The organism is Amycolatopsis sp. cmx-4-61 (assembly GCF_046548775.1).
Taxonomy (GTDB): domain Bacteria; phylum Actinomycetota; class Actinomycetes; order Mycobacteriales; family Pseudonocardiaceae; genus Amycolatopsis.
The window spans coordinates 188,784-210,116 of the sequence record NZ_JAEBEI010000015.1 but is presented as its reverse complement, the minus strand read 5'-3'; the positions used below and the strand labels follow the sequence as shown (position 1 = coordinate 210,116).

At 74.9% G+C, this 21,333-nt stretch carries 11 protein-coding genes; 7 read left to right on the top strand and 4 right to left on the bottom strand.

Translation table 11 applies throughout. The features are described 5' to 3' along the window. Window positions 1-27: 27 nt before the first annotated feature. Complete coding sequence (locus ACLJOU_RS33735) at window positions 28-8,079, bottom strand: SDR family NAD(P)-dependent oxidoreductase (protein ID WP_410573291.1); 8,052 nt, start codon at window positions 8,077-8,079, stop codon at window positions 28-30. 487 nt (window positions 8,080-8,566) lie between these two features. Here ACLJOU_RS33735 and ACLJOU_RS33730 point away from each other — a divergent pair, with 487 nt between their 5' ends. Genes ACLJOU_RS33730 through ACLJOU_RS33720 form a run of 3 tightly spaced genes read left to right on the top strand, consistent with a single transcriptional unit; the run spans window position 8,567 to window position 13,320 of the window. After that, window positions 8,567-9,796: a pyridoxal-dependent decarboxylase, exosortase A system-associated gene (locus ACLJOU_RS33730; protein WP_410573289.1), complete on the top strand. Its 1,230-nt coding sequence runs from the start codon at window positions 8,567-8,569 to the stop codon at window positions 9,794-9,796. Between the two features lie 49 nt (window positions 9,797-9,845). Then, complete coding sequence (locus ACLJOU_RS33725; protein ID WP_410573287.1) at window positions 9,846-12,368, top strand: BTAD domain-containing putative transcriptional regulator; 2,523 nt, start codon at window positions 9,846-9,848, stop codon at window positions 12,366-12,368. A gap of 22 nt (window positions 12,369-12,390) precedes the next feature. After that, window positions 12,391-13,320 carry a TIGR03564 family F420-dependent LLM class oxidoreductase gene (locus ACLJOU_RS33720; RefSeq protein WP_410573285.1) on the top strand — a complete coding sequence of 310 codons (930 nt, stop codon included), beginning with the start codon at window positions 12,391-12,393 and terminating at the stop codon, window positions 13,318-13,320. Window position 13,321: 1 nt separating this feature from the next. On the opposite strand, the gene ACLJOU_RS33715 is transcribed toward ACLJOU_RS33720, so the two are convergent. The 3 genes from ACLJOU_RS33715 to ACLJOU_RS33705 all read right to left on the bottom strand — a co-directional run bounded on the left by ACLJOU_RS33715 (window position 13,322) and on the right by ACLJOU_RS33705 (window position 16,151). Beyond that, a complete protein-coding gene (locus ACLJOU_RS33715) occupies window positions 13,322-13,810 on the bottom strand; it encodes a beta-class carbonic anhydrase (protein WP_410573283.1) in 489 nt (162 codons plus the stop codon). An 89-nt stretch (window positions 13,811-13,899) separates the two neighbouring features. Beyond that, complete coding sequence (locus tag ACLJOU_RS33710) at window positions 13,900-15,171, bottom strand: LLM class flavin-dependent oxidoreductase (protein WP_410573281.1); 1,272 nt, start codon at window positions 15,169-15,171, stop codon at window positions 13,900-13,902. Continuing rightward, window positions 15,168-16,151, bottom strand: coding sequence for an LLM class flavin-dependent oxidoreductase (locus ACLJOU_RS33705; RefSeq protein ID WP_410573279.1), 984 nt, complete (start codon window positions 16,149-16,151; stop codon window positions 15,168-15,170). Before ACLJOU_RS33705 ends, ACLJOU_RS33710 begins: the two co-directional genes overlap by 4 nt. A 213-nt stretch (window positions 16,152-16,364) precedes the next feature. Here ACLJOU_RS33705 and ACLJOU_RS33700 point away from each other — a divergent pair, with 213 nt between their 5' ends. From ACLJOU_RS33700 to ACLJOU_RS33685, 4 genes are read left to right on the top strand one after another with little or no spacing between them, the layout of a single operon-like run. Further along, window positions 16,365-17,975, top strand: coding sequence for an ABC transporter substrate-binding protein (locus ACLJOU_RS33700; protein WP_410573277.1), 1,611 nt, complete (start codon window positions 16,365-16,367; stop codon window positions 17,973-17,975). Further along, window positions 17,972-18,928 carry an ABC transporter permease gene (locus ACLJOU_RS33695; RefSeq protein WP_410573340.1) on the top strand — a complete coding sequence of 319 codons (957 nt, stop codon included), beginning with the start codon at window positions 17,972-17,974 and terminating at the stop codon, window positions 18,926-18,928. The genes ACLJOU_RS33700 and ACLJOU_RS33695 overlap by 4 nt, the downstream gene beginning before the upstream one ends. Further along, complete coding sequence (locus ACLJOU_RS33690) at window positions 18,921-19,751, top strand: ABC transporter permease (RefSeq protein ID WP_410573275.1); 831 nt, start codon at window positions 18,921-18,923, stop codon at window positions 19,749-19,751. Before ACLJOU_RS33695 ends, ACLJOU_RS33690 begins: the two co-directional genes overlap by 8 nt. After that, complete coding sequence (locus ACLJOU_RS33685; RefSeq protein WP_410573273.1) at window positions 19,748-21,325, top strand: dipeptide ABC transporter ATP-binding protein; 1,578 nt, start codon at window positions 19,748-19,750, stop codon at window positions 21,323-21,325. The genes ACLJOU_RS33690 and ACLJOU_RS33685 overlap by 4 nt, the downstream gene beginning before the upstream one ends. The last annotated feature ends 8 nt before the right edge of the window (window positions 21,326-21,333 follow it).

The following is a 21,333-nucleotide window of genomic DNA, read 5'->3' as shown; positions in this document are numbered from 1 at the left end:
ATCGAACCCCTATCCGTTCGCAAAAGATCACAGCTTGTCGATGAAGGCGAAGAGCTCGTCGTCCGAAGCGAGGTCGAGCGACGGCGAGCCGCCGAGCCCGTCCAGGGCCTCCCGCAGCACCTCCGCCAGGCGCACGCGGTCCTCGCCGCCGGCGCCGGGCAGCACTTCGCCGAGCGCCTCGCGCAGCCGCTGCGCGGGGTCCGGCGGCGGCGGGAGCAGCTCGCCGAGCAGGTGCTCGGCCAGCAGCTCGACGGTCGGGTGGTTGAACAGCAGCGACGCGGGCAGCCGCAGCCCGGTGCCGGCCCCGATGCGGTTGCGCAGCTCCACCGAGGTCAGGGAGTCGATCCCCAGTTCGCTGAACGGCTTCGCGACCTCGACCGACGCCGGCGACCGGTGCCCCAGCGCCGTCGCCACCTCGGTGCGGACGAAGCCGGTCACCGTCGCGGCGGCGGTTTCCCGGTCCAGCCCGGCGAGCTGCCCGGCCAGGCCGGCCGCCACCGGAGCGGCCGGGACCGCGCGGCGCACCGGCACGAGACTCCGCAGCACCGCGGGGATGTCGTCGGCCGCCCGCAGGGCCGCGGTGTCCCAGCCGGCCGCCACCACCGTGCCGGACAGCCCGAGTGCGGCGTCGAACGCGGCGAGCCCCTGCGCCTCGGTGATCGGCCGGACGCCGGTCAGGCGCGCCCGGTCGGTGGTGGTCATCGCGGCGGTCATCCCGGTCGCCGTGTCCCACAGGCCCCACGCGATCGACACGCCGGGCAGCCCGCGCGCCGCCCGGTGCTCGGCCAGCGCGTCGAGGGCCGCGTTCGCGGCGGCGTAGTTCGCCTGGCCGCGGTTGCCGAGCACCCCGGCGATCGAGGAGAACAGCACGAACGCCGCGAGCGGCTGGTCTTCGGTGAGCTCGTGCAGCAGCCAGGCGGCGTCGCGCTTGGGCCGCAGGACGGTGTCCAGCCGGTCGCGGGTCAGCCCGGTGATGGTCGAGTCGTCGAGGACGCCGGCCGCGTGCACCACCCCGGTGAGCGTCTCCCCGGCCAGGACGGCCGACAGAGCGGCGCGGTCGGCGACGTCGGCCGCCACCACCCGGACGCGGGCGTCGAGCCCGGCCAGCCGGGCCGGGACGGCACCGCCGCGGCGCGAGACCAGCAGCAGGTCGCGGACGCCGTGCGTGGTCACCAGCCGCTCGGCCACCAGCGCGCCGAGCCCGCCGGTGCCGCCGGTCACCAGCACCGTGCCGTCGCCGAAGTCCACTGTGGAGGGTTCGGCGGCGCACCGCGCCAGCCGGGGCACGAGCACCGCGCCGTCCCGGACGGCGAACTGCGGCTCTTCGGCGTCCAGCGCCGCGGACAGCGGGGCGCCGGGCCGGGCGCCGGCGAGGGCGAAGCGGCCGGGGTGCTCGGCGATCGCCGAGCGCACCAGCCCCCACACCGGCGCGCCTGCGGGCGAGCCCGGGTCCTGCAGGAACACCAGTTTCGAGCCGTCGCAGCGCTCGTCGAGCAGCCAGCGCTGCACGAGGTCCAGCACCGCCGGCAGCTCGTGCGCGGTGGTGAGCACGACGGGCGGGACGACCTCGGGCAGCTCCGTGCCGATCACGGTCCACTCGCGGTCGGTACCGCCACCCACCGAAGCCGGCGTCCACTCCACTCGGTGGAGCTCCGCGGTGGCGACGGTCTCGGCGGCGGGCCGCAGCAGCAGCGACTCGACGCCGCCGAGCGGGGTGCCGGCGGTGTCGTAGAGCGTGACTTCGACGCCGGTGGTGGCCGAGCCGGACAGCCGGGCCCGCACCGAACCCGGCAGCGGCGACGAGATCCGCAGCCCGCCGAAGGAGAACGGCAGCAGCAGGTCGGTGCCGTCGAGGACGAGCGCGTGCAGCACCGCGTCGAGCACCGCGGGGTGGGCGGTGAACTCGCCCTCCGCGGGCAGTTCGACCTCGGCGTAGCGGTCTTCGCCGTCGCGCCACAGCGCGGTGAGGCCCTGGAACGCCGGCCCGTATTCGTAGCCGCGTTCGGCGAGCCGCGGGTAGGCGCCGTCGAGGTCGACCCGCTCGGCCCCGGCGGGCGGCCAGACCGGCAGGGGAGTGCCGGGCCGCTGCTCCGGGCTCACCGTGCCGGTCGCGTGCCGGGTCCACGAGCCGCCGGAGAGTCGCGAGTGGACGGTCAGCGGGCGGCGGCCGCGGTCGTCCGCGCCGCCGAGGCCGACCTGGACCTCGACGACCCCCGAGGCGGGCAGCACCAGGGGCGCTTCCAGCGTCAGGTCCTCGACGCTCCCGCCGTCCGCGGCTTCGAGGGCCAGTTCGGCGAACCCGGTGCCGGGGAACAGGACCGTGCCGCGGACCGCGTGCCCGGCCAGCCACGGGAGCGAGGTGAGCGAGAGCTTCCCGGTGGCCACCAGGCCGTCGCCGTCGGCGACCGGCGTGGGGGCGCCGAGCAGGCCGCCGGAGGCGTCGGTGAGCCAGTAGCGCTGCCGGTCGAACGCCGAGGTCGGGACGTCCGGGTGGCGGGTGACCGGGCCGAGCAGCCGCGGCCAGTCCACGGCGGCGCCCCGCACGTGCGCGGCGGCGAGGGCGAGCAGGAACCGGCGGTACCCGCCCTCCCCGCGGCGCAGGGTGCCGACGGCGGTGCCGTCGATGCCCGCGTCGGCCAGGATCTCCTGGACGGCGCCCGCGAGGATGGGGTGCGGGCTGACCTCGACGAACAGCGGCCGCCGGTAGCCGGCGAAGGCGCGGACGGCCGTGTCGAACTCGACGGGCTCGGCGAGGTTGCGGTACCAGTAGCCCGCGGTCAGCTCCGAGCCCGGCAGGAAGCCGCCGGTGCAGGAGGAGCAGATCGTGGTCGCGGTGTCGGCGGGTGCGAGCTCGCCGATCTCGGTGAGCAGGGCCTCCCGGACGGCCTCGACGTGCGGTGTGTGCGCCGCGTACGCCACCGGCGTGCGCCGGATCTGGACGTCGGCGCAGGTGGCGGCGAACTCCTCGATGGCGGCCAGGTCGCCGCCGACGACGGTGCCGGTGGGGCCGTTGTCGACGGCCGGCCACAGGCGCCCTGCCCACGGCGCGAGCCGCTCCCGCACCTGCGCGACCGGCAGGCCGACGGCGAGGATGCCGCCGGTGCCGTCCAGCTCGGCGGTGAGGAGCCGGCTGCGCACGGCGATGATCCGGGCGGCGTCGGCGAGCGGGAGCGCCCCGGCGACGACGGCCGCGGCCAGCTCGCCTTGGGAGTGGCCGACCACCGCGGCCGGAGCGACCCCGGCGGCCTGCCACAGTCCGGCGAGGGCGACCATGACGGCGAACAGCACCGGCTGCACGACGTCGGTCCCCTCCAGGCCCGGCGCGCCGTCCGCGCCGGTGAGCACATCGAGCACCGACCAGCCGGTGTGCGGCCGCAGGGCCTCGGCGGCGTCGGTGAGCAGCCGCGCGAAGCCCGCATCGGTGGCGAGCAGTTCGGCGGCCATGCCCGGCCATTGGGCGCCCTGGCCGGGGAAGACGAAGACCGGCTGCGTGTCGCCCGCGGCGGTGCCGGTGACGAGCGCGGGGTGCGGGGCACCCTCGGCGAGAGCGGTGAGGGCGGCGGCCAGTTCGGCCCGGTCATCGGCGACGACGACGGCCCGGAAGGCCCCCGGACGGCGCCGGGCGAGGATCGCGGCGGTGGCGGCGATGTCGCGGTCGGCCGCGGTTTCGGCGTAGGCACGCAGCCGGGCGGCTTGGGCGCGGAGGGCGGTGCCGGTGTGGGCGTGCACGGCCCAGACCAACGGCTTGGCAGGCGCAGGCGCATCGGTGGATGCGGCCTCGGGTCTGGTGTGCATGGTGGTGCGGGGATGGTGTGGCTCGGCGGGCGCGGCTCCGGGCGGAACGTGGGCGGGCCGCGATTCGGCAGGCGCGGACGCGGATCCTTCGGCGGGCGCGGCTTCGAGCGGGACGTGGGCGGGCCGCGGTTCGGCAGGCGTCGACGCGGGCTCCTCGGCGGGCACCGACTCCAGCAGCACGTGCGCGTTGGTCCCGCTGATGCCGAAGCTCGACACCGCCGCCCGGCGTGGGCGCCCGAGCTCGGGCCACGGCTGTGCGGCCGACAGCACCTCGACGCGGCCGCTCGCCCAGTCCACGTGCGGGCTCGGCACCTCGGCGTGCAGGGTCCGCGGGATCGTGTCGTGCCGCAGCGCCTCGACCATCTTGATCACGCCGGCGACCCCCGCCGCCGCCTGGGTGTGGCCGATGTTGGACTTCAGCGAACCCAGCCACAGCGGCGTTTCGCGGTCCTGCCCGTACGTGGCCAGCAGCGCGTGCGCCTCGATCGGGTCACCGAGCGCGGTGCCGGTGCCGTGCGCCTCGACCACGTCGACGTCCTGTGTGGACAGTCCCGCCGCCCGCAGTGCCCGGCGGATCACCTGCTGCTGCGCCTGGCCGTTGGGGGCGGTCAGACCGTTGCTGGCGCCGTCGGAGCCGGTTGCGCCGCCGCGCAGCACCGCCAGGACCGGGTGGCCGTGGCGGCGGGCGTCCGACAGGCGTTCCAGCACGAGCATGCCCGCGCCCTCGGCGAACGCCGTGCCGTCGGCGTCGGCGGAGAACGCCTTCGCGCGGCCGTCGGCGGACAGCCCGTTCTGGCGGGTGAAGTCCACCAGGTTGCCGGGGGCGGCCATCACCGTGACACCGCCGGCGAGGGCCAGCGAGCAGTCGCCGCGGTGCAGCGCGTCGGCCGCCAGCTGGATCGCGACCAGCGACGAGGAGCACGCCGTGTCGACGGTGAGCGCCGGCCCGCGCAGCCCGTAGGTGTAGGCGATCCGGCCCGAGGCGACGCTCGGGGAAGTGCCGGTGAGGCGGTGGCCGTCGACGAGCCCGGTCGGCTCGTGCAGCCGCGGGCCGTAGTCCATGGCCATCGCGCCGACGAACACGCCGGTGTCGGTCCCGGCCAGCGAACCCGGCTCGAGCCCGGCCCGCTCGATCGCCTCGTGGCTGATCTCCAACAGCACCCGCTGCTGCGGGTCCATCGCGAGGGCTTCGCGGGGGCTCAGGCCGAAGAAGGCGGGGTCGAACCGGTCGGCGTCGTGGAGGAACCCGCCGAAGCGGGTGGCGCACGAGCCCGGCCCGGCCTCGCCGAGGAGCGTGTCGAGGTCCCAGCCGCGGTTCGCGGGCAGTTCGGTGACGGCCTCGCCGCCGGTGGACACCAGGTCCCACAGTTCGGCGGGGGAGGTGATGCCGCCGGGGAAGCGGCAGCCCATCGCGACGATCGCGATCGGATCTCCTTGCCGCGGCCCGGCTTCCGCCACCACGGGGGCACCCGGCTTCCGCAGGTGCGCGACGAGGTGGTTCGGGGTCGGGAAGTCGAACAGCAGCGTGGTCGGCAGCTTCAGCCCGGTGGCGGCCTGCAGCCGGGTGCGCAGTTCCACCACGCTCACCGAGTCGAACCCGAGGTCCTTGAACGTCGACGCGGGGTCGATGCCGCCGGTGTCCGCGTGGCCCAGGACCGCCGCCGCGGTGGCGAGCACCAGGTCCGCGACCTGCGTCGGGTCGACGGCCACCGGCGTGGCGGCCACCTCTTCGCCGAGCCAGTGCCGGGTCCGCTGGAAGGCGTACGTCGGCAGGTCGACGAGCCGGTCGCCCGGTACTTCCCACCGCACCCCGGCTCCGGCGGCGAACGCCTCGGCGAAGCTGCGGCGCAGGCGGTCGCCGCCGCCGTCGTCCCGGCGGAGTGTGCCGACCACGGCAACGGTCCGGTCGTGCGCTTCGGCGGTCTCCTCGATGCTGCCCAGCAGCACCGGGTGCGGGCTGCACTCGACGAACCGCGCGCCGCCGGCGACCAGGGCCCCGGCGGTCGCCGCGGCGAACCGGACCGGACGGCGCAGGCTTTCGAACCAGTATTCGGCGTCCAGTCCGGCGGTGTCGAAGGGCTCGCCGGTGAGCGCGGAAACGAACGTGACCGAAGTGGACACCGGACGCACCGGGGCCAGCAGGCGCAGGATCTCCGCCCGCAGCGGGTCCACCGCCGCCGAGTGCGACGCGTAGTCGACCGGCAGGATCTTCGCGCGGTGACCGGCCTCGGTGAGCGTGGTGTGCAGCCCGGCCAGGGCAGCCGACGGCCCGGACAGCACCACCGACCGCGTCCCGTTCACCGCGGCCACCGACACCCCGGCGGGCAGCAGCGGGCGGACGACGTCCTCGGGCACGCCGGCCGACATCATCCCGCCGCCGCGCGGCATCCCGGCGATCACGCGGCTGCGCAGGGCGACCACGCGGGCGCCGTCGGCCAGCGACAGCGCGCCGACCGCGGTGGCGGCGGCGATCTCGCCCTGCGAGTGCCCGACCACGATCGACGGCGTCAGCCCGGCGGCGCGCCAGACCTCCGCCAGCGAGACCATGACCGCCCACAGCGCGGGCTGCACGACGTCGACGCGGTCGAGGTCGGCGGTGCCGGCGCGCAGGTCGCCGAGCAGGTCGTAGCCGACGAACTCGGCCAGCGCGGCCGAGCACTCGGCCAGCCGGCGGGCGAACACCGGCGAGTCGCGCAGCAGCGCGCGGGCCATCTCCGGCCACTGCGATCCCTGCCCGGGGAACACGAGGACGTCGGTGCCGTCGGTGCCGTTGACGGTCCGCCCGGTCACGACGTTCTCCGAGGGTGTCCCGGCCGCCAGCGAGGCCAGGTCGTCGAACACGACCGCGCGGTGCTCGAAGAGGTCCCGAGTGCGCAGCAGTGACCGGGCGACATCGCCGTGGGTCAGTTCGGGGTGCTCGGCCAGGTGGCCGGCGAGCGCGCGGGCCTGGGCGCGCAGGGCCGCGGCCGACCGGGCCGACACCACCAGCGGGACCTCGTCGGCGGTGACGTCCTCGGGCCGGGGGACCACGGGGGCCTCGGCCACGACGAGGTGGCAGTTGGTGCCGCCGACGCCGAACGAGCTCACGCCGGCGACGAGCCGGTCCTGCGGCCGCGGCCAGTCCCGGCCCTCCCGGACCACTTCGAGGTTGAGCGTCCCGAACGGGATGGCCGGGTTCGGCGTGGCGAAGTTCAGGCTCGGCGTGAGACGGCGTTCCTGCAGGCACACCAGGACCTTAAGCAGCCCGGCGATGCCGGCGGCGCCTTCGAGGTGGCCGACCACGGTCTTCACCGACCCGACCTGCAGCGGCCCGGGACGGTCGCCGGCGAACGCCGCCCCGAGGGCCGCCGCCTCGATCGGGTCGCCGACCGGGGTGCCGGTGCCGTGCAGCTCGACGTACTGGACGTCGGCCGGCGTCACACCGGCATCGGCGCACGCCAGGCGGATGACCTCGGTCTGCGCCTCGGCCCGCGGCACGGTGAGGCCCGCGCCGCCGCCGTCGTTGTTCACCGCGCCACCCAGCAGGACCGCGTGCACCCGGTCGCCGTCGGCGAGCGCGGCGCTCAGCGGCTTGAGGACGACCAGGCCGCCGCCTTCGCCGCGGACGTACCCGTCGGCGCGGCTGTCGAAGGTGTGGCAGCGGCCCTGCGGGGACAGCGCGCCGAAGCGGTCCACGGTCTCGGTGCCCGCGGCCAGGAGGTTGAGGTTGACCCCGCCGGCGAGCGCGACGGCCGCGGTGCCGCGGCGCAGCTGCTCGGCCGCCAGGTGCACCGCCACCAGCGACGACGACTGTCCGGAGTCGACGGTCAGGCTCGGGCCGCGCAGCCCGAGCACGTAGGAGACGCGGTTCGCGATGAGGCTGCGGTGGGTGCCGGTGAGCGTGTGCGGCCCCGCGCCGAGGCGGTCGTGCAGCAGGGCGTAGTCGCCGGCGATCGCGCCGACCACCACCGCGGTGCCGCTGCCGCGCAGCGTTCCGGGCGCGATCCGCGCGTCCTCGCAGGCCTCCCACGCCAGCTCCAGCACCAGCCGCTGCTGGGGGTCCATCGCCGCCGCTTCGCGCGGGGAGATCCCGAAGAAGGGCGCATCGAAACCGTCCACATCGGACACGAAGCCGCCGCGCCCGGTCCCGTCGCCGTCCGGCCACCGGCCCGGCGGGACGTCGCCGACGGCCGCACGGCCCTCGGCCAGCAGCCGGCGCAGCGACGCCGGGCCGGGGGCGCCGGGCAGCCGGCAGGACATGCCGACCACCGCGATCGGCTCACCGGGAGCAGGCAGGGAAGACATAGTTCACCCATCGTCGGAAGGGATCGCGGAAATCGGGGAAAGCGTCGTGCTGACCGAATTGCGCCGGGTCCCGGTAATTCCGGGGCAGCGCCGGTGGATTCCGATCGTGCGGGCTGCGCACCCCGTTCGTCAAGGGGTGTTCCCACCGCGGCCGGTGGCAGGCAGGCGACGGCAGGAAGCTGCCACCGCCAGCGGGCCACCCGGCTGGAGCAGCGGGGGTGGGTGACTGCGCCGAACGGTGTGGTCAATTGCCGTGACCTGCGAAAACGAGTGTCCCATCCGGACCGGTTGGTGTCACCGGAGTGACCGGCCGGACACGGCAGGTACACCTGGGTGCCCCCGTCCCCACGGCCGCGCCGAATCTGGGTGAGGACTACCCATGCCCGGGTGGGTGGGTAGTTGCTTCAGTGGTCCCCGTACCGCCGGCGGAACTGCCGGTGGTGCTTTTCCCGGTTGTCATTTCCCGTGCTCGAAGAAAAGGAAAGCGATGGCGAACACGACGGAAGCCGCGGCGGCGCCGTTCGGCCGCGCCGGCGGTGTGCTCACCGTGGGCGGCGTGCCCGTGGACCGGCTCGCGGCGCGGGTCGGCACCACCCCCTTCTTCGCCTACGACCGCTCGCTGGTCACGACCCGCGTCGAGCGGGTGCGGGCCGCGCTGCCCGACGGCGTCGAGCTGAGCTACGCGGTCAAGGCCAACCCGATGCCCGCGCTGCTGCACCACCTGAGCGGGATCGTCGACGGGCTCGACGTCGCCTCCGCCGGGGAACTGCGGCAGGCGCTCGACACGACCGTCCCGCCGGAACGGATCAGCTTCGCCGGGCCCGGCAAGACCGCGGCCGAGCTGGCCCGGGCGGTCGCCGCCGGTGTCACGGTCGAGCTGGAGTCCACGACCGAGCTGGCCCGCGTGCGGGAAGCGGGCGACCGCCTCGGCCTCACCCCGCGCGTGGCGCTGCGCGTGAACCCCGACTTCGCCGTGCGCGGGTCCGGCATGCGCCTGGGCGGCGGCCCGCAGCAGTTCGGCATCGACGCCGAGCGCGTCCCCGCCGTGCTCGCCGAGGTCGGCGCCGCGGGCCTGGACTTCCAGGGCTTCCACGTCTTCGCCGGCTCCCAGAACCTGCGCGCCGAGAGCCTCTACGAGGCCCAGCGCGCGACGGTCGACCTGGTGCTGCAACTCGCGGAGTCCGCGCCCGGCCCGGTGCGGTCGGTCAACCTCGGCGGCGGCTTCGGCATCCCCTACACCGCCCGCGACACCGCACTGGACCTCGACGAGGTCGGCGAGAACCTGGCGAAGCTGCTGGACGTCTCGCTGCGGCCCGCGCTGCCCGAGGCGCGGGTGGTGATCGAGCTCGGCCGCTACCTCGTCGGCGAGGCCGGGGTGTACCTCACCCGCGTGGTCGACCGGAAGGTCTCCCGCGGCACGACGTTCCTCGTCGTCGACGGCGGCCTGCACCACCAGCTGGCCGCGTCCGGCAACTTCGGCCAGGCCATCCGGCGCAACTACCCCCTGGCCCTGGCCTCGGCGCCCGGCGGTCCCGAAGAGACGGTGACCGTGGTCGGCTGCCTGTGCACCCCGCTCGACCTCCTCGGCGACCGGGTTTCCCTGCCCGGCGCGGCGATCGGCGACCTGATCGCGATCTTCCAGGCCGGCGCCTACGGCCTGACCGCCAGCCCCACCGCCTTCCTCGGGCACCCGGCGCCGCCCGAAGTCCTCGTCTGACCCCGGAGGGAACACCGTGCAGACCACCGTGCCGACCGCCGGAGCCCCCGTGCTCCGCGCCGCAGTGACAACCGGGGCTCCGCCCCGGGCCGGGGGCTCCGCCACCCGGAACCCCCGCCACGAAGGCGGTGCCGACCCCGGCTTCCGCGTGCTCGGCCTGCTGCAGGTCCGCGGCACCGAGCCGGTCGTCGTCACCGCCCGCCGCCAGCAGGTGGTGCTCGCGCTGCTGCTGCTCAACGGCAACCGCGTGGTGCCCGTGGAAGTGCTGCTCGACGCGCTGTGGGGCGCCGAGCCGCCCGCGACGGCCCGGGCGCAGGTCCAGACCTGTGTGTCGGCCCTGCGGCGCGCGCTGGCGAAAGCCGGCCTCGGGGAACGGATCTCGGCGCGCGGCAGCGGGTACTGCTTCGACCTGGCCCCGGGGGAGCTGGACCTGCACGAGTTCGAGACGCTGGTGGCGCGCGGGCGGGCCGCGCGGCGGCCGGAGGAGGCACGCGCCGCCTTCCGCGAGGCGCTCGCGCTGTGGCGCGGGGAACCGCTCACCGGCATCGACAGCGGGGTCGTGCGCGCCCACCAGGTCCGGATCGCGCAGCGGCGGGTCGAGGTGCTCGAGGACTGCCTCGACGCCGAACTGGCCCTGGGCCTGCACCGCGAGGTCGTCGGCGAGATCTCGGTGCTGACCGAGGAACACCCGCTGCGCGAGCGGTTCGTGCTGCAGCTGATGACCGCGCTGCACCGGTGCGGCCGCCGGGTCGAGGCGCTCGCCGCCTACCGGGCCGTGCGCCGCCGCTTCGTCGACGAACTGGGCCTCGAGCCCGGTGCCGCCCTGCGCGAACTGCACCAGGACATCCTCGCCGGGGCGGGCGAAGCGCCGGCGAGCGCCCGCGCGGTCCCGCGGATGCTGCCCGCGCGCCTGCCGTACTTCACCGGGCACGAGCGCCTCCTGGCGGGGCTGCGGCGCGGGCTCACCGACGACGGCCCCGGCGCCGCGGTGGTCACGGTCCTGACCGGCCGCGGCGGGGCCGGCAAGTCCGCGGTGGCGGCGGAGGCCGCGCACCGCGCCGCGGCCTCGTTCCCCGACGGCGTGCTCTACGCCCGGCTCGCCGAGGAGGACGCGGGCGAGGTGCTGGCGCGTTTCCTGCACGCACTGGGCGTACCGGCCGCGGAGATCCCCGACGAGCTGGACGGCCGCGCCGCGCTGTACCGCAGCGTCCTCGCCGGGCGCCGGGTCCTGACCGTGCTGGAGGACGCGGCGAGCCTCGCCCGCGTCACGCCGTTCGTCGCGGACGCCCAGGGCTGCCGGCTGCTCGTCACCACGCACGCCCGCGTGCCCTCGCTGCCGGGGGTCGCGGTGGCCGAGCTCGACGTGCTGGACGGCGCGGAGGGCGTCGAGCTGCTGTCCGCGCTGGTCGGCGAAGACCGCGTGACGGCGGAGCTGTCGGACGCGGTGGAGCTGGTCGAGCTCTGCGGCGGCCTGCCACTGGCGGTGACGGCGGCCGCCACGCACGTCGCGGCGCGGCCGGGCCGCACGCTGGCGCAGGCCGTGGCGCGGCTGCGGGCCGAAGGCGACCGGATCGGCAGGCTCGGCGCGGGTGTCCGCGCCGCCGTCGGCCGCGGCCTGGCGGAGCTGCCCGCCCCGGCGCAGGATCTCTTCGCGCGGCTGGCCCTGCTCCCGGCGGGCAGCTGGGCGGCCTGGGCCGCGACGGCCCTCGCCGACCTCGGCCCGGCCGAAGCGGCCGACGCGCTCGAGGCGCTGGTCGACGCGCGGCTCGTCGACGTCGCCGGCGCCCGCTACCGGCTGCCGTCGCTGACCCGGCTGCTCGCCCTGGAACTGCTGGCGGCGCAACCACAACCGGCGCGCGCGGCGGCCGCCCGGCGGCTCTTCGGCGGGTGGCTGTCCTTGACCGACGCCGTCCGGGGGGTCGCGGACGGCGGCGTGCCGCGGACCGCGGTGGTGGCCGAGCTCGGCGACCCGGGCACCTGGTACGACCGCGAGTCCGCCGGCCTGCTGGCCGCGGTGCGCCAAGCCGCCGACGCCGGGGAACCGGAGTACTGCGCGGAACTCGCGCTGGCGGTGGCCGAGCTGGCCGGTGACCGCGGCCGGTACGCGGACTGGCGGGAGAGCGCCGAAACGGCGTTGCGCGCGGTGGCCCCGACGGGCGACCGCCGGACGGAGGCCGCGCTCGAACAGTCCCTCGGCGAACTGGCGGTCCGGGAAAGCCGGTTCGCCGACGCGGCGGGCCGCATCACCCGCGCGCTGACCGCCGGCGAGCAGGCCGGTGGCGTGAGCTGGGACGAACTGGTCCGCCAGGTCCTGGCCGGGGTCGACCGGGCGCGAGCCGCGGTGGCGGCCTCCGCGCCGGTGCAGCTGACACCGTCGTCGCTGGATCCCGTGCCGGGCAACCGCACGGCTTCACCGCGGCTCACGGTGGGACGCAACCAGTTCGAGCTGGCGGCCGACCGCGCGCAGCCCGACGGCGCACCGAGGTCGGCAGGCCGCGCCGGGCACCGCCGGTTGCCGCGCCCGCGCCCGATTTCGTGGCGGCGGGAGTCGGAATACCCCGAGGAAGCCTGACCCCATCCGGAAAGGAATGCTCATGACCATCGGTGCCGCCCTGCCCGCCGGCGACCTGACCGGGGCCGCCAACAGCGTCGAAGCGCTGCTCGCCCAGACCCGGGAAGCCGCCGCCGCCGGCCTGCGTTCGGTGTGGTTTTCCCAGCTGTTCGACCACGACGCCCTCACGCTCGCCGCGTTGGCCGGGCGCGAGGTGCCCGAAGTGGCCGTCGGCACCGCCGTCGTGCCCCTCTACCCGCGGCACCCGCTCCACCTCGCGGCCCAGGCGCAGACGGTGCAGGCCGCGACCGGCGGGCGGTTCACCCTGGGCCTCGGCCTGGGCGTGCAGAGCCTGCTGGAACCGGCGTTCGGCTTCGAATACCCGCCCCCGATCACGTCCCTGCGCGAATCCCTGACGGTGCTGCGCGACATCTTCGAGGGCCGCCCGCCGGCGTTCGACGGCGAGACGTTGACGGCGTGCCCACCGCTGCCCACGACCGTCCCCGGCGGCGGCGACGTCCCGATCGTGGTCGCGGCGATGGGCCGGCAGGCCCTGCGCGTGGCGGGCGAGCTGGCCGACGGCACGCTCCCGTTCCTGGCCGGTCCCCGCGCCCTCGCGGAGCACATCGTGCCCACGCTCACGAAGGCCGCGGCGGACGCCGGCCGCCCGGAACCCCGGGTGATCGCGGCGGTCCCGGCGGTGGTGACCGACGACGTCGAGACGGTCCGGCAGATCGCGGCGGTCCACCTGGGGTACTACGGCGACATCCCGTCCTATCGGCGCATTCTGGAGATCGAGGGGGTGGCGCACGCCGCCGACCTGGCGTTGGTCGGCGACGAGCGCGTGGTGGCGGCGGGCTTGCGCCGGTATTTCGACGCCGGTGCCACGGAGGTGGTCCTGATCCAGTCCGGGATGCGCTCACCCCGCGAACGCCTGCGCACCTGGCAGCTCGCCGGATCACTGCAGCACTGACTCAGGCGACTTCGTTCAGCTTGCCCGTCGCCACGTCGAACACGAAGCCGCGGACCGAGTCCTTCTTCGGGATGAACGGGCTGTTCCTGATCCGCGCGATCGACTGGCGGACGTCGTCGTCGAGGTCGGCGAACGCCTCCGCCGCCCACGGGGGCTTGATGCCCACTTCGTCCTTGATGGACTGCTTGAAGGCGTCGTCGGTGAAGGTGAGCATGCCGCAGTCGGTGTGGTGGATCAGGATGATCTCCTCGGTGCCCAGCAGCCGCTGGCTGATGGCCAGGGAGCGGATCTCGTCCTCGGTCACCACGCCGCCGGCGTTGCGGATGACGTGGGCCTCGCCCTCCTGGAGGCCGAGGACGCCGTAGACGTTGATGCGCGCGTCCATGCAGGCGAGCACGGCGACGTGCTTGGCGGGCGGCAGCGGCAGCGGCCCGGAGAACCGGGCGGCGTAGGCGGCGTTGTTGGCCAGGAGCTCGTCGGTGACGGACATGCCGATCCTTCCGGTGGGCGAATGTGCTTGAGCCGAGTGGACCCGCCCGCGCCGCGACGGCGCAAGCGCGCCCACGGGGTGGACACGCGCTACGGCAGTGCCAAGTGCTCGCGCAGTGTCGTGCCCTGGTACTCGGTCCGGTAGACGCCGCGGTCCTGCAGCTCGGGGACCAGCCGGTCGACGATGTCGTCGAGGGCCGCCGGGACCAGGTGCGGGCTGATGTTGAACCCGTCCACCGCGCGGGTGCGGACGTACCGCGCCCACTCGTCCGCGACCTGCCCGGGCGTGCCAACGAAACCGTGCTGCCGCGGCTGGACCTCGAGGACCAGCTCGTGGATCGACAGCTTCTTCGCCTCGGCCAGCTCCCGCCACCGCCGGATCCGCTCCAGCTTGCCCGTCCGGTCCTCGATCGAGATCGTCCCGCGGGACGGGTCGAGTTCGCCTTCGGCGGGTTCGACGTCCGGCAGCGGGCCGTGCGGGTCGTAGGCCGACAGGTCCCGGCCCCAGTACTGCTCCAGGAAGGCCAGCGCCCGCTGCGGGGTGAGCTGACGCCGCCGGATGTCCTCCGCGCGCTCGGCCGCGTGGGCCGGGGTGTCGCCGAGGACCACCGTCGCGCCGGGCAGGATGCGGACGGCGTCGGCGGGCCGGCCGTGGCGGGCGAGCCGGGCACGCAGGTCCTCGGCGTAGGCGAGGGCCTTGTCGTAGGCGGTGTTCGCGGAGAAGACGACGTCGGCGTACTTCGCCGCCAGCTCGCGGCCGCCGGGGGAGTCGCCGGCCTGGAACAGCACCGGACGGCCCTGCGGGCTCGGCGGCACGGTCGGGGCCGCGCGCAGGTTGACCAGATCGGTGTGCCGGTCCACCAGCCCGCCGCCGGACCACAGCGCGAGCGCGGCCTCGACGAACTGCTCGGCCCGCTCGTACCGGCGTTCGTGGGCCAGCCAGCCGCCGCGCCGGAAGTTGGCGCCGGTCCAGGCGTTGTCGGTGGTGACGATGTTCCAGCCCGCCCGGCCACCGGAGAGGAAGTCCAAAGAGGACAGCCGCCGGGCGAGGTCGGCGGGGAAGTTGTAGGTCGTGTTCTGGGTCGCCACCAGCCCGATCCGCGTGGTCGCGGCGGCCAGCGCGCTCAGCTGCGTGATCGCGTCCGGCCGCCCGGCGACGTCGAGGGCGTGCACGCGGCCGCGGTTCTCCCGCACCCGCAGGCCTTCGCCGAGGAAGAAGGCGTCGAACAGGCCGCGTTCGAGGGTCCGGGCCACCGAGACGTAGGTTTCGATCGCGGTGTGGTCCGCGTTCGACGGGTCGTCCCACAGGAACTGCGGGCCGACGCCGGTGTAGAAGACGCCGAGGTGCAGCCGCGCGGTCATGCCGCACCTCCGGTGGCGAACCGGCTCACCGGGCGGGCCAGCCCGAGTGACTCCCGCAGCGTGGCGCCCGGTTCCGGCGAGGTCAGCAGGCCTTCGGCGCGCAGAGCCGGCAGGACCTCCCCGGCCAGGACCGGCAGGTCCGCCGCCGTCGCGGCCGGGTGCAGCCGGACGCCGTCGACGCTGGTCGCCAGCCAGCCCAGCAGCTCCGTCAAGCCCGGCGCGGAGCCGGTGTAGCGCAACCGGTCCTGCTGCGGCCGTCGCCCGGCCGGCGCGTCGAGGACCACGTCGACCTCCGCGAAGACCAGGGCGGCCCCGGTGTCGCGGGCGCGCCGGGCGCGGTTGCGGACGTCGTCGAGGCCGGCGCCGCCCACGAGCACGATGTCCGGGCGGGCGGCCTCGGCCAGTGCGTCGGACGCGAGCACGACCGGACGGCCCTGCGGGGGCCGTGGGGTGATCAACGGGCCCTTGACCGAGAACCGCGTCCCGGTGAAGTCGACGTGGTGGACCCGGTCCGGGTCGAGGTACCGGCCGGTGGCGACGTCCTTGATGACGGCGTCGTCGTCCCAGGAGTCCCACAGCCGGCGCACGACTTCGACCACCTCGGCGACCTCGTGGTGCAGCGCGTCCGGGTCGAGCCGCGAGCCGCCGACGGTGGCCAGCGCCTCGGCCGAGCCGTCGGCCCCGACCACCCACGCGGCGCGCCCGTGCGAAGCGTGGTCGAGGGCGGCCAGCTGCGCGGCCAGGTGGAACGGCTCGGCCGTGGTGACGTTCGACGCCGGGGCGAGCCCGAGGCGATCGGTCAGCGTGGCCACGTAGGCCGCCCGGCTGGTGGCGTCCAGCCGCGGGCCGCCGAGCGGCGAGTCGTCGAAGGTGGCGAAGGTGAACCCGGCCCGTTCGGCGGCCGTGACGGTGCCCGCCAGCGCGCCGGGGGACAGCTCGCCGTCCAGCTCCACGGCGACGTGCAGGCTGTGCGAAGTCATGGCTCCACAGCTATCCGGCGCGCCACCGCGGTGCACCCGAGTTCAGGATGTGGACGCCGCGCTCGGTGCCGGAGCCCGAAACGCTTGCGTGTCAAGGGCGTCTCGGCGTGGTGCCAGTGGCTGGGACGCCGGTTCGCACTGTGGGACGGGGTCCGGCGCATGGCTAGCGTCGCGTTCCGAAAGCTGCAACCGCTCCCCGCTGGAGGCCGTCCGGTGTCCCCTCTTTCCCGTGCCCGCTACGCCGCGGCCCTGCTCGTCCTGCCCGTGCTGCTGACCGCCTGCTCGGCAGCGGGCGGTGAATCCGCGGCCGACGCGGGCCCGCCCAGGCCCGGCGGCACGCTGCGCCTGGGCATCTCGTCGGCGCCCGACTGCATCGACCCGCAGCAGACCGCCACGAACGCGTCGATCAACGTCGCCCGCCAGCTCGCCGACTCGCTCACCGACCAGGACCCGAAGACCGGCGAGATCAAGCCGTGGCTGGCGGAGAAGTGGGAGACCAACGCCGATTCCACGGCGTTCACCTTCCACCTGCGCTCCGGCGCGACGTTCTCCGACGGCAGCCCGGTCGACGCGGCCGCCGTGAAGGCGAGCTTCGACGGCATCAAGGCCCTGGGCACGAAGGCTCAGCTCGGCTTCGGTTACCTGGCCGCATACAAGGGCTCGGCGGTCGTCGACCCGCGGACCGTCCGCCTCGACTTCTCCGCGCCCAGCGCGCAGTTCCTGCAGGCGAGTTCGACCGTCTCCCTGGGCGTCCTGGCGCCCGCGGCGTACCGGAAGACGCCGGAACAGCGCTGCCAGGGCAACGGCCTGATCGGCTCCGGGCCGTTCGTGTTCGAGAGCCAGAAGCAGAACCAGGAGATCGTGCTGGCCAAGCGCACGGGCTACAGCTGGGGCTCGGCGCTGTTCAAGCACCAGGGCGAGGCCTACCTGGACAAGATCGACTACAAGATCGTGCCCGAGCCCGGCGTCCGCACCGGCAGCCTCGCCTCCGGCCAGCTCGACGCCGCGACCGACATCCAGCCGGTCGACGAGCCGCAGTTCACCGGCAACGGCTTCACCGAAAACATCCGGCCCAATCCCGGTGTCGTGTTCAACCTGCACGCCAACACCACCCGCGGGGTGCTCGCCGACGAGAAGGTGCGCCAGGCCGTGCTCAAGGGGGTCGACCGCACCGAGGTGGTGAACACCGTGCTGACGCCCAGCTACAAGGCCGCCACGAGCATCCTCGGCTCGGCGACCCCGCTGGTCGGCGATCTCTCGCGGCAGCTGGCGTACGACCAGAAGGGCGCCGCGGCGCTGCTGGACGCCGACGGCTGGGTGCCCGGCCCCGACGGCATCCGCGCCAAGAACGGCCAGAAGCTGAGTGCCGCGGTGGTGTTCTCACCGGTGTTCAACCAGAACCGCAGCGTGCTCGAGCTGGTGCAGCAGCAGCTCCGCAAGATCGGCTTCGACCTGCGCATCGAGCAGCACACCACGGCCGAGACCACGCAGATCCAGCTCAGCGGGAACTACGACTTCCTCTGGTACAACGTGACCCGCGCCGACCCGGACATCCTGCGCAGCCAGTTCTCCACCAAGGCCGGCAACCGCAGCAAGCTCACCCCGGGCAACCCGCTCGACGCCGCGCTGGACGCCCAGTCGTCCACTGTGGACCTCGCCAAGCGGAAGCCGTCGGCCGACGAGGCGCAGAGGCTCATCGTCGAGCACGCCTACGCGATCCCGGTGTTCGAACTGACCCAGGTCGTCGCGCTCAGCTCCAAGGCGCACGGCGTCGACTTCGAGGCGTCGTCACGGCTGCAGCTGTTCGACGCGTGGCTGTCGTGAGCCGTTACCTGCTCCGCCGCGTCGGGCAGGCGGTGTTCGTGCTGTGGGCGGCGTTCACGCTGTCGTTCCTGATCCTCTACCTGCTGCCGGGGGACGCCGTTTCCGCGAAGCTCGCCAGTGGCGAGGCGGGCTCGTCGGCGACGCCCCAGCAGCTCGCCGCCGCCCGCGCGGAGTACGGTCTCGACTCGCCGCTGCCTCTGCAGTACCTGAAGCGCCTGGTGTCGGCGTTGCACGGGGACTTCGGGCGCAGCGTCGCGACCGGCGACGACGCGACGCACATGGTCCTCACGGCCCTGCCGCCGACGCTCGCGGTCACCGGACTGGCCCTGGTGTTCGCGGTGGCTTTCGGCGGCGGGACGGCGTTCCTCGGCACCTTCACGCGGTTCCGCTGGCTGCGCCAGGCCCTGCTGTCCCTGCCGTCGCTGGCGATCTCGCTGCCGCCGTTCTGGGTGGGACTGCTGCTGATCCAGTTCTTCTCGTTCCGCCTGCGGCTGCTGCCGGCGCTGGGCACGCAGGGCTTCTCCGCGCTGATCCTGCCCGCCGTCACGCTGGCCCTGCCGACCGGCGCGATCATCGGGCAGGTACTGGCGAAGAGCCTCGCCACCCAGCAGGAGCAGCCGTACGCGGAGATCGCCGCGGCGAAGGGGGCGAGCCGCTGGCGCGTCCACTTCGGACACCTCCTGCGCAACGCCGCCGTGCCGGCGCTGACCGTCGCCGGCGTGGTGGCGGGCAACCTCGTCGCGGGTTCGGTGATCACCGAAACGGTGTTCTCGCGCGACGGCGTCGGCCGGATCACCGCGGCCGCCGTCACCGCGCAGGACGTCCCGGTGGTGCAGGCGGTGATCGTGCTGGCCGCGCTCGTGTTCGTGGTGCTCAACCTGGCCGTCGACCTGCTCTACCCGCTGCTCGACCCGCGCATCGCGCGCACCCCGGAGGCGGTGCCCCATGGCTGACCTGACCCTCGCGAGGCCGCACTTTCCCGTAAGAGTGCCGCCCGGGCTGGTGGTGGCGGGCGCGGTGCTGGCGTTCGTGCTGCTCGCGGCCTTCGTGCCGGCCCTGCTGACCGGGTACGACCCGATCGCCGGTGTCCCGGCCGAGCGGCTGCACGGCCCGTCGCCGCGGCACCTGTTCGGCACCGACGAAACGGGCCGCGACGTCTACGCGCGGGTGATCCACGGCGCATCGCTGTCGCTGCGGGCCACCGCGATCGCCGTCGTCGTGGCGCTGCTGGCCGGTTCGGCGCTCGGCCTGCTGGCCGGGTTCCGCGGCGGCCGGATCGACACGGTGCTCATGCGGGTCGTCGACGTCTTCCTGGCCATCCCGCCGATCCTGCTGTCGCTGGCCCTGGTCACGGCGCTGGGGTTCGGCACGACCAACGTGGCGATCGCCGTCGGGATCGCCAACCTCGCCTCCTTCGCGCGGGTCATGCGCGCGGAGGTGCTCCGGGTGCGCACCGGCGTGTTCGTCGAGGCCGCCCGCGCCGGGGGAGTGCGCTGGTCCGGGGTCCTGCTCCGGCACGTGCTGCCCAACGCGGCCGGCCCGGTGCTCGCGCTGGCCACGCTCACCCTCGGCACGGCGGTGCTCGAGGTGTCCGCGCTGAGCTTCCTCGGCTTCGGCGCGACCCCGCCCACCCCGGAGTGGGGCGCGCTCGTCGCGGGCGGACGCAGTTTCCTGGCCACCGCGTGGTGGATGACGACGTTCCCGGGACTGACGGTCGCGGCGGTGGTCCTCGCCGCCAACCGGCTGTCCCGGGCGCTGGACGGAGGTGGACGATGACCCTGCTGCGGATCTCCGGGTTGGCGGTGTCCTACCAGGGGGTGCCGGCCGTGCGTGACGTCGGCCTGCACGTCGACGCGGGCGAAGTGGTCGCCGTCGTCGGTGAGTCGGGCTCGGGCAAGTCGACCACGGCCCACGCGGCCATCGGCCTGCTCCCGCGCGGCGGGCGCGTCGACGGCGGCTCGATCACCTTCGCCGGCCGGGACCTGCTCGCGCTGTCGGACAAGCAGTGGCGCCGGGTCCGCGGGCGCGAGATCGCGCTGGTGCCGCAGGACCCGGCGGTGTCGCTGAACCCGGTGCACCGGATCGGCGACCAGGTGGCCGAGGTGCTGAAGATCCACGGCCTCGCGGACCGGCGGACCGCGTCCCGGCAGGCCGTCGAGCTGCTGGACCGGGCGGGGGTGCCCGACCCGGCGCTGCGGGCGCGGCAGTACCCGCACCAGCTGTCGGGCGGCCTGCGGCAGCGGGTGCTGATCGCGTCGGCGCTGGCGGGGCGGCCGAAGCTGATCATCGCGGACGAGCCGACCTCGGCCCTGGACGTCACCGTGCAGCAGCGGATCCTCGACCACCTGACGGCGCTGGCGGCCGAATCGGGGACGGCGATCCTGCTGATCACGCACGACCTCGGCGTCGCGGCCGACCGGGCGTCGCGGATCGTGGTGCTCTCGCAGGGTTCGGTCGTCGAAGCGGGCCCGTCGGTCGTCAGCGCACCGACGCACCCGTACACCCGGCAGCTGCTCGCCGCCGCGCCCAGCATGACGAGCGCAGTGCGTCCCGCGGCGCCGCCGGCCGAGCCGCTGGTCTCGGTGCGGGACCTGGCGAAGACGTTCGACGGCGGGATCCGCGCGGTCGGCGGCGTGTCGTTCGACATCCCGCGCGGGCAGACCCTGGCGCTGGTCGGCGAGTCCGGCTCGGGCAAGTCGACGACGGCGCGGATGGTGCTGCGGCTCGAGACGCCGTCGGCGGGCTCGGTGTCGTTCGACGGCCGGGACATCACCGCGCTGGCCGGCGACGGGCTGCGCCGGCTGCGGCGGCGGATGCAGATCGTCTACCAGAACCCGTACGCGTCCCTGAACCCGAAGTTCTCCATCGAGGACGTCGTCGCCGAACCGTTGCGGGCGTTCGGGGTGCCGGACCGCCGGGCGCGCGTCGCCGAGCTGCTGGAGCAGGTGGCGCTGCCGGCGTCGGTGGCCCGCCGGAAGCCGGCGGAGCTCTCCGGTGGCCAGCGGCAGCGGGTGGCGATCGCGCGGGCCCTGGCGCTGCACCCGGACCTGGTGGTGTGCGACGAACCGGTGTCGGCGCTGGACGTCTCGGTGCAGGCCCAGATCCTGCGCCTGCTGGCCGATCTGCAGGCTTCGCTGGGCCTGTCGTACCTGTTCATTTCGCACGACCTGGCGGTGGTCCGGCAGCTCGCCGACCACGTCGGCGTCATGCGGGCGGGGGAACTGGTGGAACTCGGCCCGGCGGCCCGGGTCCTGGGACAACCGGAGGCGGAGTACACGAAGGAACTGCTGGCGGCGATTCCCGGCCGCCGGGCGGTTTCCCAGCCCGTGGATGCTTTTGCCGAGCCGTGAGGCCATGC

Bases quoted from the DNA above. Each gene is read 5' to 3' on its own strand.
- ACLJOU_RS33735 (WP_410573291.1), bottom strand. From the start codon at position 8,079: ATGTCTTCCCTGCCTGCTCCCGGTGAGCCGATCGCGGTGGTCGGCATG.
- ACLJOU_RS33730 (WP_410573289.1), top strand. From the start codon at position 8,567: ATGGCGAACACGACGGAAGCCGCGGCGGCGCCGTTCGGCCGCGCCGGC.
- ACLJOU_RS33720 (WP_410573285.1), top strand. From the start codon at position 12,391: ATGACCATCGGTGCCGCCCTGCCCGCCGGCGACCTGACCGGGGCCGCC.
- ACLJOU_RS33715 (WP_410573283.1), bottom strand. From the start codon at position 13,810: ATGTCCGTCACCGACGAGCTCCTGGCCAACAACGCCGCCTACGCCGCC.
- ACLJOU_RS33710 (WP_410573281.1), bottom strand. From the start codon at position 15,171: ATGACCGCGCGGCTGCACCTCGGCGTCTTCTACACCGGCGTCGGCCCG.
- ACLJOU_RS33705 (WP_410573279.1), bottom strand. From the start codon at position 16,151: ATGACTTCGCACAGCCTGCACGTCGCCGTGGAGCTGGACGGCGAGCTG.
- ACLJOU_RS33690 (WP_410573275.1), top strand. From the start codon at position 18,921: ATGGCTGACCTGACCCTCGCGAGGCCGCACTTTCCCGTAAGAGTGCCG.
- ACLJOU_RS33685 (WP_410573273.1), top strand. From the start codon at position 19,748: ATGACCCTGCTGCGGATCTCCGGGTTGGCGGTGTCCTACCAGGGGGTG.